The sequence below is a fragment of the Acinetobacter sp. UBA2581 genome (genome assembly GCF_002339435.1).
Lineage (GTDB): Bacteria > Pseudomonadota > Gammaproteobacteria > Pseudomonadales > Moraxellaceae > Acinetobacter > Acinetobacter variabilis.
On record NZ_DDLD01000050.1, the window covers coordinates 26564 to 43292 of the forward strand.

The 16729-nt window shown below is 42.2% G+C and carries 18 protein-coding genes; 8 read left to right on the top strand and 10 right to left on the bottom strand.

Annotated features, from left to right (window positions below; genetic code table 11):
* The first annotated feature begins 32 nt into the window (after positions 1 to 32).
* Positions 33 to 1046 carry a ferrochelatase gene (gene hemH, locus B3Q46_RS05945; protein ID WP_005232454.1) on the top strand — a complete coding sequence of 338 codons (1014 nt, stop codon included), beginning with the start codon at positions 33 to 35 and terminating at the stop codon, positions 1044 to 1046.
* Between the two features lie 21 nt (positions 1047 to 1067).
* Positions 1068 to 1712 (top strand): MBL fold metallo-hydrolase, encoded by a 645-nt coding sequence (locus B3Q46_RS05950; protein ID WP_005232453.1) that lies wholly within the window; start codon positions 1068 to 1070, stop codon positions 1710 to 1712.
* Positions 1713 to 1744: 32 nt separating this feature from the next.
* Here the strand turns inward: B3Q46_RS05950 and B3Q46_RS05955 are convergent, their stop codons facing one another.
* Positions 1745 to 1927, bottom strand: a complete 183-nt coding sequence (locus B3Q46_RS05955; protein WP_005232450.1) for a hypothetical protein — start codon at positions 1925 to 1927, stop codon at positions 1745 to 1747.
* A 154-nt stretch (positions 1928 to 2081) separates the two neighbouring features.
* Positions 2082 to 2258 (bottom strand): DNA gyrase inhibitor YacG, encoded by a 177-nt coding sequence (locus B3Q46_RS05960; RefSeq protein WP_005232444.1) that lies wholly within the window; start codon positions 2256 to 2258, stop codon positions 2082 to 2084.
* Between the two features lie 84 nt (positions 2259 to 2342).
* Here B3Q46_RS05960 and B3Q46_RS05965 point away from each other — a divergent pair, with 84 nt between their 5' ends.
* Together B3Q46_RS05965 and B3Q46_RS05970 are read left to right on the top strand one after the other, a co-directional pair.
* Positions 2343 to 2987 (top strand): SAM-dependent methyltransferase, encoded by a 645-nt coding sequence (locus B3Q46_RS05965; protein ID WP_171065439.1) that lies wholly within the window; start codon positions 2343 to 2345, stop codon positions 2985 to 2987.
* A 3-nt stretch (positions 2988 to 2990) separates the two neighbouring features.
* Complete coding sequence (locus B3Q46_RS05970; protein ID WP_286713950.1) at positions 2991 to 4193, top strand: TIGR03862 family flavoprotein; 1203 nt, start codon at positions 2991 to 2993, stop codon at positions 4191 to 4193.
* A gap of 83 nt (positions 4194 to 4276) precedes the next feature.
* Here the strand turns inward: B3Q46_RS05970 and B3Q46_RS05975 are convergent, their stop codons facing one another.
* Both B3Q46_RS05975 and B3Q46_RS05980 read right to left on the bottom strand, forming a co-directional pair.
* On the bottom strand, positions 4277 to 4855 hold the full coding sequence (locus B3Q46_RS05975) for a hypothetical protein (RefSeq protein WP_005232438.1): 579 nt from the start codon (positions 4853 to 4855) through the stop codon (positions 4277 to 4279).
* A 15-nt stretch (positions 4856 to 4870) separates the two neighbouring features.
* Positions 4871 to 5647, bottom strand: coding sequence for a class I SAM-dependent methyltransferase (locus B3Q46_RS05980; RefSeq protein WP_005232436.1), 777 nt, complete (start codon positions 5645 to 5647; stop codon positions 4871 to 4873).
* Positions 5648 to 5760: 113 nt separating this feature from the next.
* Between B3Q46_RS05980 and B3Q46_RS05985 the strand changes: the two genes are divergently transcribed.
* The 3 genes from B3Q46_RS05985 (at position 5761) to B3Q46_RS05995 (ending at position 8395) form a co-directional block, all read left to right on the top strand.
* Positions 5761 to 7032 (top strand): hypothetical protein, encoded by a 1272-nt coding sequence (locus B3Q46_RS05985; protein ID WP_005232435.1) that lies wholly within the window; start codon positions 5761 to 5763, stop codon positions 7030 to 7032.
* Positions 7033 to 7154: 122 nt separating this feature from the next.
* Positions 7155 to 7349, top strand: a complete 195-nt coding sequence (locus tag B3Q46_RS05990) for a hypothetical protein (protein ID WP_005232434.1) — start codon at positions 7155 to 7157, stop codon at positions 7347 to 7349.
* 92 nt (positions 7350 to 7441) lie between these two features.
* Positions 7442 to 8395: a 2-hydroxyacid dehydrogenase gene (locus B3Q46_RS05995; protein WP_005232433.1), complete on the top strand. Its 954-nt coding sequence runs from the start codon at positions 7442 to 7444 to the stop codon at positions 8393 to 8395.
* 39 nt (positions 8396 to 8434) lie between these two features.
* Here B3Q46_RS05995 and B3Q46_RS06000 read toward each other — a convergent pair whose 3' ends face one another.
* The 6 genes from B3Q46_RS06000 to glyQ all read right to left on the bottom strand — a co-directional run bounded on the left by B3Q46_RS06000 (position 8435) and on the right by glyQ (position 15426).
* Positions 8435 to 8953: a hypothetical protein gene (locus B3Q46_RS06000; RefSeq protein WP_005232432.1), complete on the bottom strand. Its 519-nt coding sequence runs from the start codon at positions 8951 to 8953 to the stop codon at positions 8435 to 8437.
* 108 nt (positions 8954 to 9061) lie between these two features.
* Positions 9062 to 9541, bottom strand: a complete 480-nt coding sequence (locus B3Q46_RS06005) for a hypothetical protein (RefSeq protein WP_005232430.1) — start codon at positions 9539 to 9541, stop codon at positions 9062 to 9064.
* Positions 9542 to 9773: 232 nt separating this feature from the next.
* A complete protein-coding gene (locus B3Q46_RS06010) occupies positions 9774 to 10163 on the bottom strand; it encodes a hypothetical protein (RefSeq protein ID WP_005232428.1) in 390 nt (129 codons plus the stop codon).
* Positions 10164 to 10289: 126 nt separating this feature from the next.
* Positions 10290 to 12299, bottom strand: coding sequence for an AAA family ATPase (locus B3Q46_RS06015; protein ID WP_005232426.1), 2010 nt, complete (start codon positions 12297 to 12299; stop codon positions 10290 to 10292).
* Between the two features lie 68 nt (positions 12300 to 12367).
* Complete coding sequence (glyS, locus tag B3Q46_RS06020; RefSeq protein WP_286713951.1) at positions 12368 to 14437, bottom strand: glycine--tRNA ligase subunit beta; 2070 nt, start codon at positions 14435 to 14437, stop codon at positions 12368 to 12370.
* The gene (gene glyQ / locus B3Q46_RS06025; protein WP_005232423.1) at positions 14437 to 15426 is read right to left on the bottom strand and encodes a glycine--tRNA ligase subunit alpha; all 990 of its coding nucleotides are present in this window, start codon (positions 15424 to 15426) and stop codon (positions 14437 to 14439) included. Before glyQ ends, glyS begins: the two co-directional genes overlap by 1 nt.
* A 314-nt stretch (positions 15427 to 15740) precedes the next feature.
* On the opposite strand from glyQ, the gene B3Q46_RS06030 reads away from it, so the two are divergent.
* Positions 15741 to 16568, top strand: coding sequence for a transglutaminase-like domain-containing protein (locus B3Q46_RS06030; protein ID WP_034704292.1), 828 nt, complete (start codon positions 15741 to 15743; stop codon positions 16566 to 16568).
* The last annotated feature ends 161 nt before the right edge of the window (positions 16569 to 16729 follow it).

Genomic DNA, 16729 nt, shown 5'->3' on the forward strand with positions numbered 1-16729 from the left:
TAAGCGGGTTGATACCACGACGGGCGTACTGCATGTTTTCTACAGCTAAACCAAAAGTTACGATTATATTGGCAAATTTAGGCACACCCGATGCACCGACTGTGCCGGCAGTACGCGATTTCCTGAAGCAGTTTTTATCTGATCAGCGTGTCATTGAAATTCCCAAGCCGATCTGGCAACTCATCCTGCGTTTATTTATTTTACCGTTCCGTCCCAAGCGAGTTTCCCAGGCTTATGCACAGGTCTGGGGTCAGGATTCACCGATGCGTGAGATTCTGCTGCAGCAGGTGAGTCAAGTAAAGGCCAAACTCATTGAACAATATCCGCAATTTGAACTGAATGTGGTGCCTGCCATGACTTATGGCAATCCCAATATTCAGGCTGTCCTTGATCAGATTTCGGCTCAACCGCAAGATCATATTATTCTGTTTCCGTTATTTCCCCAGTATTCAGCGACCTCTACCGCACCTCTGTATGATGCAGTCGCAAAATGGGTGCTGAAACAGCGCAATTTACCTGGTCTGTCGATTATCCGCGATTATTATCAGCATCCCTTATTTATTCAGTCACTGGCACAAAGTGTTCGGGATTATCAGGCGATTCATGGGCAGCCGGAAAAACTGTTGATGTCATTTCATGGTATCCCGCAGCCCTATGCCGATAAAGGTGATCCTTATGCGGATCGTTGCCGGATCACAGGCAAACTGGTTGCAGAAGCTTTAGGTCTATCTGAAGATCAATATGCAATTAGTTTCCAGTCCCGGTTTGGTAAACAGGAGTGGGTTAAGCCTTATACGGATGCCTTAATTGAAGAGTGGGGCAAACAGGGCGTGAAATCAATTCAGGTGATGAGTCCGGCTTTCTCGGCCGACTGTTTGGAAACACTGGAAGAGCTGGCCATGGAAAATGGGGAGACCTTTAAGGCCAATGGCGGGGAAAGCTACAGTTATATTCCGGCTTTGAACAACCGTGAAGATCATGTGCAATTGCTCAATACGCTGTTACAGGCTAATCTTGAAGCATTGAATCAGACGCTTGCCCATTAATCTTTTGAGGTTTCTTATCCTATGTTACAAGTCAAAATTGTTCCTGTGACTGCATTTCAGCAAAACTGCTCGATTCTTTGGGATAGCGACAGTAAAGAGGCTGTTTTGATTGATGCAGGGGGCGAACCTGAAAAATTAAAAGCGGAAGTAGAAGCACTGGGCTTAACGGTCAAGGCTTTATGGCTGACTCATGGCCATCTCGATCATGCTGGAGCAGTTGGTGCTTTAAAAAAAGTTTGGGATGTGCCGGTGATTGGTCCACATAAGGACGATGCATTCTGGCTGGATATGATTCAGGAAGTGTCTGCCCGTTACGGTTTTCCGATTCCGGAAAAAGTAGAAGTCACGCAATGGCTGGAAGGTGGAGAAGTTCTCAAGCTAGGTGATGAAGAGTTTGAAGTACGTTTTGCCCCAGGCCATACTCCAGGTCATGTAATGTTCTATAACAGGAACCATGCTTTGTTATGGACAGGGGATGTACTGTTTAAAGGCTCAATTGGACGGACAGATTTCCCGCGTGGCGATCACCAGCAGCTACTCGATTCAATCCAGCGCGAATGTTTTAGCCTGCCGGATGAAACCCAATTTATTTCAGGACATGGTCCGATCAGCAATATTGGTTTTGAAAAACAGCATAATCCTTTCGTTGCGGGAAAAGCAGGTTAAAGTAGGTAAAAAGATCAGCTTAGCTGGTCTTTTTATTTGCTAAAAGGGTTATTCAAAGACTGGCGGGTTTGTGCGTAGATCAGCCAGGTCATAATGGCAAGCAGAACTCCAACGACAATAAATAAGCCATCCTGTTGGAAAATTCCTATTCCTAATGACAATATCGCAAGTATTCCTACCCCAATTAAAATGATCTTTAGAAGAATGTAGCCCATGTTCTTGCTCTAAAATAATGTGATATTTCTGCGTAAGAACATAGTATTAAACTGGCATATGTGCTGTTAACTTGTGTTGGTTTTCTACAAGCTTTTTATAAAAATCATGTGATTATTTAGAATATGCTTAAGGCGATAGGATATTTTAAAAGGTTCAGTCTTCTTCAGAAGATTCAGCCGCTGGAGCATCTTGGGTTGGCAGTTTGTATTCTTCATTGGCCCAAGCGCCTAAATCAATCATTTTGCAGCGTTCCGAGCAGAAAGGACGAAATTCATTATTTTCCCAAGTGGTCAGTTTGCCACAGCGTGGACATTTTAAAGTGGTCAACATCAGCGCACTCCCTAGAAAAATAAAGCTTCGATTAGGCAAATATAACTGCACTTGTTAGACTTATACAGTTTTTATTAGTTTGATCTGATTATGTCGATTCGTCAATTTCAAGCACAGCGTATGCATGCCCCCCGTGATTTCCAAAGTATCAGTTCTGAACCGGTTTGTGTGGAAATCGGTGCGGGCAAAGGTAAACATGCTTTGCTATTTACCCAGACCAATCCGAACAGCAAGCTGATTGCGATCGAGCGGACTCGAGAGAAATTTTTGGCCATGCAAAAACAGCATGCGCTGGAAGGACAGCCGAATTTACAGACGGTTCATGCTGATGCTTTGCCGTGGATTGTGCATGCACTCTATCCAGCGCAAGTCGAACAGTTCTTTATTTTATATCCAAACCCTGAGCCGCATAACCCGGCACAGCGCTGGCTGAATATGCCATTTTTTGAGTTTTTATTATCGCGTTTAAAAACTGGTGGCATGATCACTTTAGCTAGCAATATTCCTGAATATATTGAGGAGGCAGAGCAGCAGGTTCAAAATCTGTGGAAACTGCCTTTCGTTAAAGAAGTCATTGGCCAAGACTCGGCAAGAACTCATTTTGAAATTAAATATCTAGAACGTGGTGAGTTGTGCCAGCAATTGATTATTAGTAAACCGGAAGGCTATACAACGCGTTTTGATGAGTTTCAGCCGCTACAAGGGCAGAATGCGAGTTCGGCGGAATAAGCCATGACGAAGCGCATTGCAATTGTGGGTGCTGGCCCGGCAGGCTTGATGGCTGCAGAAGTTCTGAGCCAGTCTGATTATGAAGTTCATGTGTTTGAACAGAAGCCTTCGGCTGCCCGTAAATTCCTGATGGCTGGGAAAACCGGCCTAAATATTTCTCATGCCGAACCCGTCGAGCAGTTTGTGCAGCGTTATGATCAGGTGAACTGGTTAGCACCTTGGATCAAACGCTGGGATGCGATATGGATTCAAAACTGGATGAAAGATCTTGGCATTGAACCTTATATTGGTTCTTCAGGTCGAGTTTTTCCTACAGAAATGAAAGCCGCTCCACTATTGCGTGTCTGGTTAAAACGTTTAACTGAGCAAGGGGTACAATTTCATTATCGTCATCAAATTCTAGATCTGAAAAATCATCAGCTACAGATCCATGATTTAAAAAATGATTGCGCATTCACAGAAAACTTTGATGCGATTGTTTTGGCTTGTGGTGCAGTGTCATGGTCAAAACTCGGCAGTGATGGGAAATGGCAAGCATGGCTTGATTGCAGTGAGATTGAACCTTTCCAAGCCAGTAATGCGGGTGTGGAATATCCATGGTCCAAGTTTATGCAGCCAATCTTCGGTCAGCCCCTAAAACGGGTCGAGGCTTGGGTTGATGGCGGTGACAAGACCATGGGAGATATCGTGATCAGTCACTATGGTCTGGAAAGTGGTCTAATCTATAAACAGGACCGGGGACTGCGTCAACAGCTGAAACAGGGTCAGCCAATGCAGCTGAATCTGGATCTTTTTCCGGATCAAACCTTAGAACAATTAGCTAAAAAATTACAGCCAAGTAAAAAGCAGTCTTTGAATAATATCTGGCGGAAAGCAGGTCTGGATGGTGCAAAAGCTGCTCTGGTGCGTGAACTGTTACCAAAGCCACTTTGGCAAAATGCTACTGAATTAGCACAGCAGATTAAGCAATTGAAAATTCCTTTAACCGGTTTCCGTCCTATACAGGAAGCGATTAGCTGTGCAGGTGGGGTTAAACGCGAGGTTCTGTCAGAGCAGCTTCAGCTTAAATCCAATCCACATGTGTTCTTATGTGGTGAGATGCTGGACTGGGATGCGCCTACAGGGGGTTACTTGCTGACAGCCTGTTTTGCCACTGGACGAGCAGCCGCAGAAGGGGTGCAGCAATATTTAGTTCAAGCTCAATAATACGCATTCTTCAGAAAGTGAAAGTTAAATCTTAGAACTGCATATAAAATTTCAGGAAGCGTCCGCTTCCTGAAATGTATTATTTATTGTGCTGGGGCTTTATTTGCGGTGGTCATCTCTGGATATTGCGAACGCCAGCGTTCCAGTTGCTCTTGGGCATGTAGATATTTGCCCAGACCTTTTACATTTTCACTGGCTTCATTTACGGTAGAGGCCTGAGATTTCGGACTATTCACCAGTTTTTCCTGATGTTCCCAGTATTGATACATCAAACCCTGAATATAACGGCCCTGTTCAGTTTTAAGCTCCAGATCTTTGAGCATATTTAGCGAAGACTGGACATGATCGCGTTGACGTTGCTGGACAAATTCCGGAGTCAGATTGTCATCATTGCGCATGCCATTGAGCTCAGCTTCCAGATCCGCGCTCATTTCCTGGAAACGTTCTTCATAGTCATTCAAGACAGCAATATCATGGGGATCATCTTCCGTTTTAGGGAAGTTTTTCACGGGTCCAGTTTTCAATTCCTGCATGATTTCCTCTGATGCAGAGTCTTCCGTTGCCTGCTGTTCTACAGATTGTGAACTTTTCTGGTCACAGGCCATCAAAAACATGGCGGCAGTGAAAAGTGCAGTTCGTGACATCAATTGAATCGTGTGCATGATTGAATCCTGTTCCTAATTATTTTTCTTGAATACATAAATATAGGTGACATAAGGGAAATTAATCATATCTTCTGCACCCTTGTCCGTATAGTTTTTGATAATTTGTTCGAATTGCTGCTTGAGCTGCTGTTGCTGTTCTTTTGGTAGTGCCGCAATAAAGCTGGTTGACAATAAGCGTTTGGAAACCACCTGCTCGACAGGGCCATGCTGTAGCTGTTGCATTTGCGTTTCAGCATAAGGCTGAAAGAGATTCTGTTCTTCAAATACTTTACGCCAGGCACCACTATGATAACGTGGTGTATCGCCTTCCAGTGATGCAATATAATCTGCCAGGGCTTTAACCCAGTCGACTGTAATATCTCGTTGGTTCCAGACCAGTACCAGAAAGCCTTGAGGTTTAAGTACCCGATCCAGCTCCTTTAAGGTCTCTAGATTGGAAAACCAGTGAAATGACTGTGCACAAAACACAGCATTCACGCTATGATCGGGCAGAGGAAGCTGGTGGCTCATCCCTTCAAGGGTATGAATATCCGGATGTGCCAGTTTTAACTGGGCCAGCATTTCAGGGACAGGATCAATGGCGGTGATGTGGCTGCTGAGTGGAAGCAAATAGGCAATAAATTTACCTGTTCCTGTTCCCAAATCAACAAGATCTGCATCTACAGGCAATGACAGTGTCTCGGCAAGCCATGGGCTAAGATCTGCCGGATAGTCAGGGCGTACCTGCTGATAAAGCTCAGCCGCTGTACTAAACCCTTGTTGAGCTGCAGGATGCAGTGATTGTGTCATATTTTGCGCTTTTTAATCTTTTTCATCGATATAAAATAGCATATTCACTTTTTCGGCCCTATTCATTGAGTGAATTGTTGCCGAAAAGTTAGATTCACCAGCACGGGAAAGTTATGGATAAGCAGATTGTTTTTGAAGATGAGCATATACGCGCAATTTTTATGCCGGGGTCATCTTCAGAATTGATTTTTTCATTTGGAGATTTGATTACCCGTGCCAAGGGCTTGAGCATCAATGCCGAAAAATCATTAGCGAAATTTGAATTTAATGTTTTGGGAATCATGCCCAAACATAAATCCTGGTTTCCCAAAAGTTCCATGTGGAACATGTTGCAAGCCATTGCCGAGCTGATTGCACCGTTTCAGCAGCGCATTGCCTATGGTGGCTCCATGGGTGGCTATGCTGCGATTAAATATTCCAATCTGCTGAATGTTCAGCGAGTGGTCGCGATGGTGCCGCAATATTCGATTGATCCGGAAGATGTCGAAGATGCCCGCTACAACATGTTTTACCAGCCCGAGCTGAATGAAGGCATGCGGATTGAGGCAGAAGATGTCAGTCCGGAACGGGAATATATTCTGGTATATGACCCGTATTGCACCGAAGACCGGGTACATTACCTGAAACTAGAAGCCGTACTTCCGCAGCATCATGTACTGCGTCTGCCATTTACCGGCCATGACGCCATCGCTGTTCTGGCCAGCTCCGAGCTGCTGTATGACTTTTTATTGCATGAATATGATGAAAGTTATTTCTACCAGAAAATGCGCCGGGTCAAAAAAAACAGCAAGTTCTATTATCGCAAGGTGATTGAGAATATCCTGCCGAGGCATCGTTTTGCTTTAGGACGTATCCTGAAAAATAATGACCTATTGCTGGATACTCAATTTTTTGATGCAGCCCAGAAACAGGTGATTTTGCGTGAATTGCTGAGTAATAAACAGGTGGATCAGCAGGATCTGCTTAAGCTCGGAATTCACGTCAATCTGCCGCAGGAAAAGCGCCAGTTATTGCTGGATGCCTATGGACATGCACTGGTCTTTAACGTCATCAGCAACAAGATCGAAAGCTATACCGGTGATGCGATTGCACTGAACCATAAATTCCTGATTCCAATCTATGCCAAAGGTAATGGCTTGCTGACCATCAATCTGAATGATGAACGTTATCTGGTAGTGATGAATGATCGGCATATTATGAAACTGGTCAAGGAGCAGGATGAATTAAATGTAGGCATGCATCCGATTATCATGAAACGCTATGCTGATTTTTATATGTTCAGCTATAAACATCTGAATTTGCATACAGATGAATACGGCGCTTCCGGTTTCGTTGACGCAAGTGACAAAAATACACAGTTTGTGACACGAAGTGAAATGAACTAACCAAAAAATTTATCTAAAAAACAAATACTTGACTTATGTTTGCTAAGGCCTAATATGATCTTAGGCGGTATGAAAAATAGTCACACCGCTCCCGGTTGTTTATATGACAAGGGAGTAAATATATGCAATCCAAACAAGTTACAAGTATTTGTTTTATTCTTGGACTGATGCTGCCTAATTTTGCACACGCGGAAAGTGTGCATCCTGCAGTGATCTTGCTCAGTTCTTCTCTTATTTTTCTGATCTTTCTCAGTGTATATGTGATTTATAAGGTGCGCCGTTCTCTGCGTAACCATATTGATAAGTCTGTAGATTAACCACTTCTGACAGTAAGTTGCTTGAAAACCCTGCAGGACTTGTTTTAAATGGCAATCAAAATAAATTGTCAAACAAGGTTGAGGGTAGCGCCATGAAAGCCGCTTATTTAGATTATGCTTCTTTAGACCAACAGGATTTGGACTTTCAGGCACTACATGCAGTATTTGATCAGCTGGTCTTATACCCGGCCACATCGGCTGCAGAGATTCAGTCTCGTGTGGCCGATGTCGATGTCATCATTACCAACAAAGTCATGATTGACGCGGCAACCATCCAGCAATGCCCTCAACTGAAACTGATCCTGATTTCTGCTACGGGCACCAATAATGTCGATCTGGCTGCGGCCAAGGCATGTGGCATTGTGGTGTGTAACTGTCAGGCTTATGGCACCTCTGCCGTCGCTCAGCATACCCTTATGCTGATGCTCAATCTGGCCACTTCATTTTTAACCTATCAACGTGCAGTACAGCAGGGCGAATGGCAAAAGGCCAGCCAGTTCTGTCTATTGGGTGCGCCAATTGTAGAATTGGCAGGCAAGACCTTAGGTATTGTTGGTTATGGTGAGCTGGGCCATGCAGTTGCCAGACTGGCAGAAGCCTTTGGCATGAAAGTACTGATTGCAGCTTTGCCCAACCGTCCGGCAGATGACTCTCGTATTCCAATTGCCGATTTATTGCCACAAGTGGATTTTTTAAGCCTGCATTGCCCTTTAACGGAAGATACCCGTCATTTAATCAGTCATGCCGAATTGGACGCGATGAAACCAAGTGCATTTTTAATTAACTGTGCGCGTGGTGGAATCGTCGATGAACAGGCTTTGGCTCAGGCCTTACGCGAAGGAAAAATTGCCGGTGCTGCGACGGATGTGCTTACCGTGGAGCCTCCGAAAGAGGGAAATGTATTGCTCGATGCCTCAATTCCTAACCTGATCGTTACACCGCACAATGCTTGGGGCAGCGTTGATGCGCGTCAACGCATTGTGGATCAGATGGTGGAAAATGTAGACGCCTTTAAGCAAGGCCAGCCCATCCGTCAGGTAAATTGAAAAATTATCAAATAAAAACCAAATGCTGATCAAATTCGATCAGCATTTTTTTCGGTTTTCTGGCGTAATGTATTTATCTAGTAATTTTAAAAATTCACTCTGAACCAGTGCAGACCGGGGGTTAAATATAATTTCCTGATAGACGCGCTTAAATTCGGGTACCCGTTCATCGGGACGCTTGTCATAAGATGTTCGATAATGGGTTTCAAACATATAAATCAGATGATTCTGCGAAAAATAAGCAGTTCGATAGCTATAAATGTCATCTCCCTGAGTCCCGATTCTTAATTTACACATATCCTTGATCCGATACAGGTCGGCATTATTGCCAGAGGCGGGCCTAAATTCAGCTTCTTCCAAGTGTTCTATATGCTGGATTTTTTCGCCTTCGGTTTTATGGTTATAAGAGGCGGCACTAGACAGGCTCGGGATGGAGGATAATTCGTCATCAATCGCAGCAATTGAGGTCACGGTTTCACCTGAAACCAGTAAAGTGATGTACAGGATGGCTACACCACACAGAATGCCGGCGATAAAGCTGAGGAGAATTTTTTTCATTTTTATTATCTTCTCATGATTTTATTTGAGTTCAGTCTAAAGAAAGACTCAACTATCTTCAATGCTTAAAAGAAAAAGCCCGTAATGGGCTTTTTTCAATTCGATGATTTAAAGATCATCTACTGCATAACTGGTCGCTGTACCGGAACTTGACTGGGGCTGTGATACCGATGAATTTTGAGTTGCGGTAGATGGCTGACTCAAAGGCTGCTGTACGATCGGTGCCTGTTGTGAATTACCGCGCCAGACTTCACGGGTTTGCTGAATTTTCTGACCCGTTTGCTGTGCTGCCTGAGTCGCACCCTGATCTACTTTCTGGATGGTATCTGATGCCGCTGACTTGGTATTGCCCCAGGCACGATCTACACCCGGTTTAATTTTGGCAATGCCTTTTTCAGTGACTTCACCTACTTTTTCAGCGGTATTGATAACACCTTCCTGTGCTTTATAGGCAAACACATGCAGCAGGTTCGGATTCTCACCATAAGGTGCAATCGGTTTGTTGGTCTGAGTGGTTTCGGTCTGTGCAAATACAGGTGCACAGAACATTAAAGCTGTCGTTAAAATAATTGGGGTTTTGATATTCATTATGGATCGACCTCGAATTCGTCAAAGAGCGGTCTGAGTTTGGTTTTCAGTGTAACGGATAATCAGCCAAAAACAATGAATAAGCTGTGAAGAGAGTATAGGTTCAGCGTAGTTTGATGCGAGGATCTTATAATTTTTAAGGGGAAGAAAAAGTAGGTCAAATCAGGCGAAAAATTAAATTTCTATTCATTCAAATAAATAGCCCCATTTTCAAAAAAACAGGGCGATCTACTTAGTCACATTGTGTCAGGGCATCTTTAGCAAAATGATTGCGCAGGGTCACAAAGTTCTTTTGTACCGCAGCATCATGCAGGTCAAATTTTTGTGCTGTGCTGGTTCCGTCACGCTGGAAAGTCGCTGAGCCGGCATCAATTAGGGTCATGCCTTTAAATGACCATTGTTCAACTGAACGGTTGTTGCCAATGTCGCCAGTAAATTCAATCACGCATTTGTCGAGGAATTTGGTCAGTTTCGCCTTATTGTTGGTTGTTTCTGGAATAACTTCGAGATTTTGTACTTCCTGTAATACACCCAGTTCCAGCTGTGGAATGGTCGGTTGAGATGTACATGCTGTAAGTGCGATACCCGCAAGAGTTGCCATCATAAGAGTTTGAAATTTCATGCGCTTCTTTCTTGTTGAGTGTTGTTAAGGGGAGTATAGGGAATTGATAACTAAATGGCTATATCTTTGCATTATTTGAAAAAATCAAAAAAAGAAGCTCAATTTTATTGAACTTCTTATAAAATTTTATTTTAGCCTTTTGTTTATTGTTTCAATAAGCTTTGTACAATTTTGAATTTCTTGATCAGTTAGGTCACTGAGAGAATGTTCTCTTGCCCACTTAAGAAAAGCTTTTGAGAGCTTAAATTTAGAAAAATCTTTTACTGCTATTTTAAAAATATCGACAATAGCTTTATCCGATTCTAAATCTGCTACATTAAGCTCTATTTCATATTCATCTTGAAAGATTTTAGCTAATGTTTCACGGATAATATCTTCGATTTCTGAATTCTTAATTTCTCTGCTTAAGAATTCTTTTGTTCTTAAAATATTTTTGGCACCTAAAGAATGTATTACAGTTTCTTGAGTTGCTGCTTTTTCTCCTGCTGTATCTGAATCTAAAAGAGCCACAGATTTCAAATCATTATTGCTAAGCATAGAGGCGTAGTATGAAATTTTTGCTGATGTACCAACAGGTAGCAGTGCAATATTAGAATCAAGATTTTTATCAAGTAATGAATTAATTCCTTCTAAATACCATAGATCAGTTAGCCCCTCTAAAAGTACATTTTTCTTTGCAGTAAACATACTTTGAGCAAGGTTATAACCCAATGCCTCTTGAAGAGGAAAAAGTGCAGCGGGATCAGTAGAAACAATTTTATTATTAACTTTTGTACCAATTGATCTATTTGTTAATTCTACAATTCTGACTAAATCTAACTCATCTTGAGAGATCATAAATGGGGAATGAGTTGTATAAATTGTTTGATTCTTTTCAGCTAATTTACTAATGGTTTTAATAAATTCTTTTTGCTTCAATGCATGTAAGCTTGTAGCAGGCTCATCAAGTAAAAGAATGCAGTTTTTGTAGTCATTATCAGCTTGTGATTCAAAAACAATGAAAAAAGAAACCATCCATTGGAAGCCTTCAGATCTTTGATCAAGTTCAACTTTAGCTCCTAATTGATCAGTTACAACGACTTTTAATGATTGGCCATCTGCTGAAATTTCTAAATTGGATGCTTCATCTTTTTGATTGTTAGGATTCCAAATATCTTGAATAGATTTTGATAGATTTATAGATGCAGCATTTAAACGATAAAATCTATCATCTAGCAAATTATTGTAGGCTTCTAAATCAGTCTGATTTTCATTGGTTTTACCTAAGTTAGCTAATTCTCTTGCAGAATATCCCAAAAACTTGAGTAAAGAAATATTTCCATAATCATAGTATTTATCATCAAGTTGGTTGTTTTCTTGCCTATTAGCTAATCTTTCAAGATGAATTAAGGGCTTTACTTTTATGTAATTATTGAAATAGACAAATTTAGGTAGTTTTTCATATAAGTGCTTAATTAATTTATAGTAAATAATATTTGTATTAAGTACCTTAAAAATTTTATTTATACGTTCTAATTCTTTTTTATTATCTTCATCAATTTTTATTTCACACTTTTCAATTAATGTTTTTAAAGAACCTGAGTGAGACTCGTTTATATAATAATGATCTCCCGATGCTTGTTGTAACAACGTGTTTATTGCAGTAATTAACTCCTCAGTATTATTCGCTAAAGATAATGCTTCATTGAGTCTTAAAATATCTTTTTTAATTTCACCCCATGTAAAACGATTAATATTTTTTAAAGTATGGTTATATCCTTGATAAAATTTATTTTTTATATAAATAATTTTGGTTAAATCAATCTCAGTTTCTAAGACTTCTTTGAAAGTAGATTGGATTATTTTTATATCACTAGGTTCAAGTATAAAAGTACCACTGACTAAAGGTGTACTTTTACAAAGCTCATCGATGTTTTGACCTTTAATATGTTCTGCATATTTAGATCTTGGAAAGTCTCTTAATAAGCTTACCTTTTCAATTTCACTTGCAGGATTTAATTGATTAATAGCTTTTAAGAGTGCTGTTTTTCCTGCTTCATTGATTCCAACTAATACCGTTTTGATTTTTTCAATTTCGATTTCACCACTATCTAAAATACTTCGATAATTTTGTACATGTACTTTGACTAGCTTCATTTTTATTACTCAAAAGAAAACCCCACTAATTTATAGCGAGGTTTAGTTTAAACTTCAAGCATTTACGCTTAGTGCTGTAACACTGAAATATCTGCAACTTTAGTGAACAGGTCACGTAGCTGAGCAAGCAGACGTAAACGGTTTGCTTTCAGTTCAGCATCATCAGCCATGACCATTACACCATCAAAGAATGCATCGACTGGTGCACGCAGGGCAGCCAATGCAGACAACGCAGCAGTGTAATCTTTAGAAGCAAATAGCGGCTCAACCACTGGTGTGATTTTCGCAAGTTCAGCAAATAATGCTTTTTCAGCATCTTCCACCAGATTTGCTTCAACCACAGCCCCTTCAGGTGCAGCTTCTTTGGCAAGAATGTTGGCAACACGCTTGTTCGCAGCAGCAAGAGCAGCCGCTTCAGGCAATGCACGGAAGTGATTAACGGCATTTACACGCTTGTCAAAATCAAGCGGTGATTTTGGTGACAATGCTTGAACAGCTTGGATCACGTCAACATCAACGCCTTGGTCTTCGTATTTCGCACGGTAACGACCTTCCAGGAATGCAACCGCATCTGCCAAAGTCTTGTCGTGGTCTTTCAAGACATCACCATAAGCAGCTAGAGCCAGCTTAATCAGGTCTTCGATGGATACATCAAGCTCATTTTCAGTCACCAGACGCAGAATACCAATGGCAGAACGACGCAGCGCAAACGGGTCTTTAGAACCTGTAGGTGCCTGACCGATACCGAAAATACCAGTCAAGGTATCTAAACGATCCGCAAGCGCAATCGTTGTACCAGTTTTGGTTTTAGGCAGAACGTCACCTGCGAATTTAGGTAAATACTGCTCACCTAAAGATTCAGCCACTTCATCATTTTCACCTTCAAGACGGGCGTAGTAAGTACCCGCGATCCCTTGAAGTTCAGGGAATTCACCCACTAGCTCAGAAGTTAAGTCACATTTAGCGAGAAGAGCCGCTTTTTCAGCATCTTCAGCTTTTGCACCTGTAATCGGAGCAAGTGCGACAGCCAGTTTGGCAATACGTTCAGACTTGTTCCACAAAGTACCCAGTTGTGCCTGGAATACCATGTTTGCCAGTTTCTCTTTACGAGACGCAAGCGGTTGTTTCTGATCTTGCTGGAAGAAGAATTCTGCATCTGACAGACGCGGACGAACTACTTTTTCGTTACCTTCAATGATTTGAGTCGGATCTTTAGACTCAATATTTGAAACGGTAATGAAGTAAGGCTGTAATTTGTTTTCAGCATTCACCAGACAGAAATACTTCTGGTTGTCCTGCATCGTGGTGATCAGTGCTTCTTGAGGAACTGCAAGGAAGCGTTCTTCAAAGCTGGCACGAAGAGCAACTGGCCATTCAACCAGAGCAGTAACCTCGTCGCGAAGATCAGCAGGAACAATCGCAATCGCATTCACTTCATCCGCCAGTGCTTTTACTTGCTGGTCGATGATCGCCTGACGCTCCTCAAAAGATGCAATTACTTTCGCAGCGCGAAGAGCATCCAGATAAGCATCTGCATTGGCCAGAATAATTGCTTCAGGCGCATGGAAACGGTGACCATAAGTCACATTGCCTGCTTTATGATCCTGAATGGTTGCATCAATCACATTGCTGTCTTTTAACAACACAACCCATTTCACCGGACGAACGAATTCAGTACGGCTAGCAGCAGAACGCATGCGTTTTGCGATAGGCAATTGATCCAGAGCATGTTGCAGGATTTGTGGCAGTAAAACGTCCAGGCTTTGACCTTTCACGTCTTTCAGGTAGCAGACTTTTTCAACCTTACCGGCCTGGAAAGTAGATACCTGATCAACCGTAATGCCTTGACCGCGCATAAAGCCTTCAAGCGCTTTAGTCGGTTTGCCTTCAGCATCATAAGCCGCTTGAACAGCAGGACCGTCAAAACGTTTTTGCGTATCCGCCTGAGCAGCATCAACGTTGATGATTTTAAGTGCCAGACGACGTGGCGCGGCATAGGCTTCGATTGAGTCGAATGCAAGACCTGCATCTTTTAAGCCTTTTTCAGTTTCAGCTTTTAAAGCATCACGTAATTTTTTCAAGCTTTTTGGTGGAAGTTCTTCACAGCCAAGTTCAAATAAAACTGTATGTTTAGACATTATTTGTTCTCCGCTGATTTTTCTGCTTGAGCCGCTTCTGCTTCTACTTGAGCTTTAAGCTGAGCCAGGACTTCGTCACGTAGGTGAGGTTCTGCCATTGGGAAACCAAGTTTCGCACGTGCTGCTACATAACTGGTCGCAATTGAACGTGCCAAAGTACGCACACGCAGAATATAACGCTGACGTTCAGTCACAGAAATCGCGCCACGCGCATCTAACAAGTTAAAGCTATGTGATGCTTTAATCACTTGTTCATAAGCAGGTAATGGCAGTTCAGCTTCGATTAAACGGGTCGCTTCAGCTTCGTAGAAATCGAATAGTTCGAACATTTTTTCTACTGGTGCATATTCGAAGTTATAAGTCGATTGTTCTACTTCATTTTGATGGAACACATCGCCATACGTCACAGTACCGAACTGACCTTTGGTCCAAACCAGATCGTAAACTGAGTCTACACCTTGCAGATACATCGCCAGACGTTCCAGACCATAAGTGATTTCACCGGTTACTGGGTAGCATTCAACACCACCGACTTGCTGGAAGTAAGTGAACTGAGTCACTTCCATGCCGTTCAGCCAAACTTCCCAGCCTAGACCCCATGCGCCCAGTGTTGGAGATTCCCAGTTATCTTCCACGAAACGGATGTCGTGAACTAAAGGATCAATACCGATTGCCTTTAAAGAATCTAGGTAAAGCTGCTGGATGTTGTCCGGGTTTGGCTTAAGCACAACCTGGAACTGGTAATAATGTTGCAGACGGTTCGGGTTCTCACCATAACGACCATCTTTCGGACGGCGTGATGGCTGAACATAAGCAGCATTCCAGGTTTCAGGACCTAACGCACGAAGGAAAGTTGCAGTGTGGAATGTCCCTGCACCCATTTCCATGTCGTAAGGCTGTAACACGACGCAGCCTTGCTCCGCCCAGTAGTTTTGTAAGGCAAGAATTAAGCCTTGGAAGGTATCAATATGCGATATGGCGCGACTCATGGTCATCCACTTAAAATTAGAGAAAAATTGTGCTTGATTATAAGGATTTTACAGGGGAGTGGCAAAGGGTTAATACGCTGAAAATATTTTGGAAAAAATTAAAATGGTCTTCATTCATGCCAGATTTTGCGCGGCTTTGCTGCAATTTTATGCTGGAATAGCAATGGGATGAGATCCAAAAATCAGGAATAAATCAGATGTATAGCATCCTGTTCACTGAAGCGCGATAAAGTTAAACTGATCTCATACGATTGCGGTCTTAGAATTAGTTTAATCTTCACACAATATAATAATGCCTAATTATAAGGAACTTCATGACCACTTACCAAATTCGGTGCCATTTAAAATACAAGATTGTGCAACCTACCGAATTTATTTTTATGGTTCAGGTCGCCCATCATCCCGATCAGAATATTCTCGGAGAACAGCTCACTATGAATATGCCGGTCAAGTGGCATGAATTTCAGGATGCTCGGCATCAAAACCGTCATATCCGGTTGCAACTCGAACCCTGTGAGGCATTTGAACTGAACTATAGCGCGACAGTTACCCGTCAGCCGAGCATTCCGAATGATCTGAGGCAAAACTTGAGTGAAGTCAAAATTCCAGACCTGCCGGATGAAGTACTACCTTATTTGCTGGCCAGCCGCTATTGCAATTCAGATTTATTACTAGAAATGGCGAAACGTTCATTTGGCTGGATGATACCCGGCTATACGCGTGTAAAAGCCATCGAACAGTGGATTTATAACAATATTTTTTATGTCTCTGGCTGTTCTGATCAGTTTACGACTGCAACGGATGTGCTGGTCCACCGAGCAGGTGTATGCCGTGACTTTGCTCATTTGGGCATTGCGCTGTGTCGTGCTTTAGGAATTCCGGCACGCATGGTGGTCGGTTATGTGGAAATTGAAAAATTTTTACCCGATTTTCATGCCATTTTTGAAGCCTATCTGGAAGGAGGGTGGGTACAGTTTGATCCGACCCGTTTAGCCCCGGTCGACGAGCTGATTCGCATTGGTACTGGGGTAGATGCCGGAGATGTAGCATTTTCAACCTATTATGGTCAGGTCGAGCTGCTCAAAATCGAACCTCTGATTAAATCTGGTTCTCATAGCGAAGCTGAGACTAAAATCACCTGACATGAATGATCTTATTGAAAATCCTATGAGAGATTGAATAGTAAAATAGGACTAGATGGATGGTTTTTCTCTGGTGTGTGACTTAGCTTTTTAAACAGCATCCATTTAAGTGTAATTAAAAGATATAAAATAAATACATCTAGGACTTACGCATTGAGGGA

What these genes read in the sequence shown, in the direction of transcription:
- B3Q46_RS05950 (WP_005232453.1), top strand. Translation starts at nt 1,068, where the DNA reads ATGTTACAAGTCAAAATTGTTCCTGTGACTGCATTTCAGCAAAACTGC.
- B3Q46_RS05980 (WP_005232436.1), bottom strand. Translation starts at nt 5,647, where the DNA reads ATGACACAATCACTGCATCCTGCAGCTCAACAAGGGTTTAGTACAGCG.
- B3Q46_RS06010 (WP_005232428.1), bottom strand. Translation starts at nt 10,163, where the DNA reads ATGAAATTTCAAACTCTTATGATGGCAACTCTTGCGGGTATCGCACTT.
- B3Q46_RS06000 (WP_005232432.1), bottom strand. Translation starts at nt 8,953, where the DNA reads ATGAAAAAAATTCTCCTCAGCTTTATCGCCGGCATTCTGTGTGGTGTA.
- hemH (WP_005232454.1), top strand. Translation starts at nt 33, where the DNA reads ATGTTTTCTACAGCTAAACCAAAAGTTACGATTATATTGGCAAATTTA.
- B3Q46_RS05995 (WP_005232433.1), top strand. Translation starts at nt 7,442, where the DNA reads ATGAAAGCCGCTTATTTAGATTATGCTTCTTTAGACCAACAGGATTTG.
- B3Q46_RS05960 (WP_005232444.1), bottom strand. Translation starts at nt 2,258, where the DNA reads ATGTTGACCACTTTAAAATGTCCACGCTGTGGCAAACTGACCACTTGG.
- B3Q46_RS06005 (WP_005232430.1), bottom strand. Translation starts at nt 9,541, where the DNA reads ATGAATATCAAAACCCCAATTATTTTAACGACAGCTTTAATGTTCTGT.
- glyQ (WP_005232423.1), bottom strand. Translation starts at nt 15,426, where the DNA reads ATGAGTCGCGCCATATCGCATATTGATACCTTCCAAGGCTTAATTCTT.
- B3Q46_RS06030 (WP_034704292.1), top strand. Translation starts at nt 15,741, where the DNA reads ATGACCACTTACCAAATTCGGTGCCATTTAAAATACAAGATTGTGCAA.
- B3Q46_RS05970 (WP_286713950.1), top strand. Translation starts at nt 2,991, where the DNA reads ATGACGAAGCGCATTGCAATTGTGGGTGCTGGCCCGGCAGGCTTGATG.
- glyS (WP_286713951.1), bottom strand. Translation starts at nt 14,437, where the DNA reads ATGTCTAAACATACAGTTTTATTTGAACTTGGCTGTGAAGAACTTCCA.
- B3Q46_RS05975 (WP_005232438.1), bottom strand. Translation starts at nt 4,855, where the DNA reads ATGCACACGATTCAATTGATGTCACGAACTGCACTTTTCACTGCCGCC.
- B3Q46_RS05955 (WP_005232450.1), bottom strand. Translation starts at nt 1,927, where the DNA reads ATGGGCTACATTCTTCTAAAGATCATTTTAATTGGGGTAGGAATACTT.
- B3Q46_RS05990 (WP_005232434.1), top strand. Translation starts at nt 7,155, where the DNA reads ATGCAATCCAAACAAGTTACAAGTATTTGTTTTATTCTTGGACTGATG.
- B3Q46_RS06015 (WP_005232426.1), bottom strand. Translation starts at nt 12,299, where the DNA reads ATGAAGCTAGTCAAAGTACATGTACAAAATTATCGAAGTATTTTAGAT.
- B3Q46_RS05985 (WP_005232435.1), top strand. Translation starts at nt 5,761, where the DNA reads ATGGATAAGCAGATTGTTTTTGAAGATGAGCATATACGCGCAATTTTT.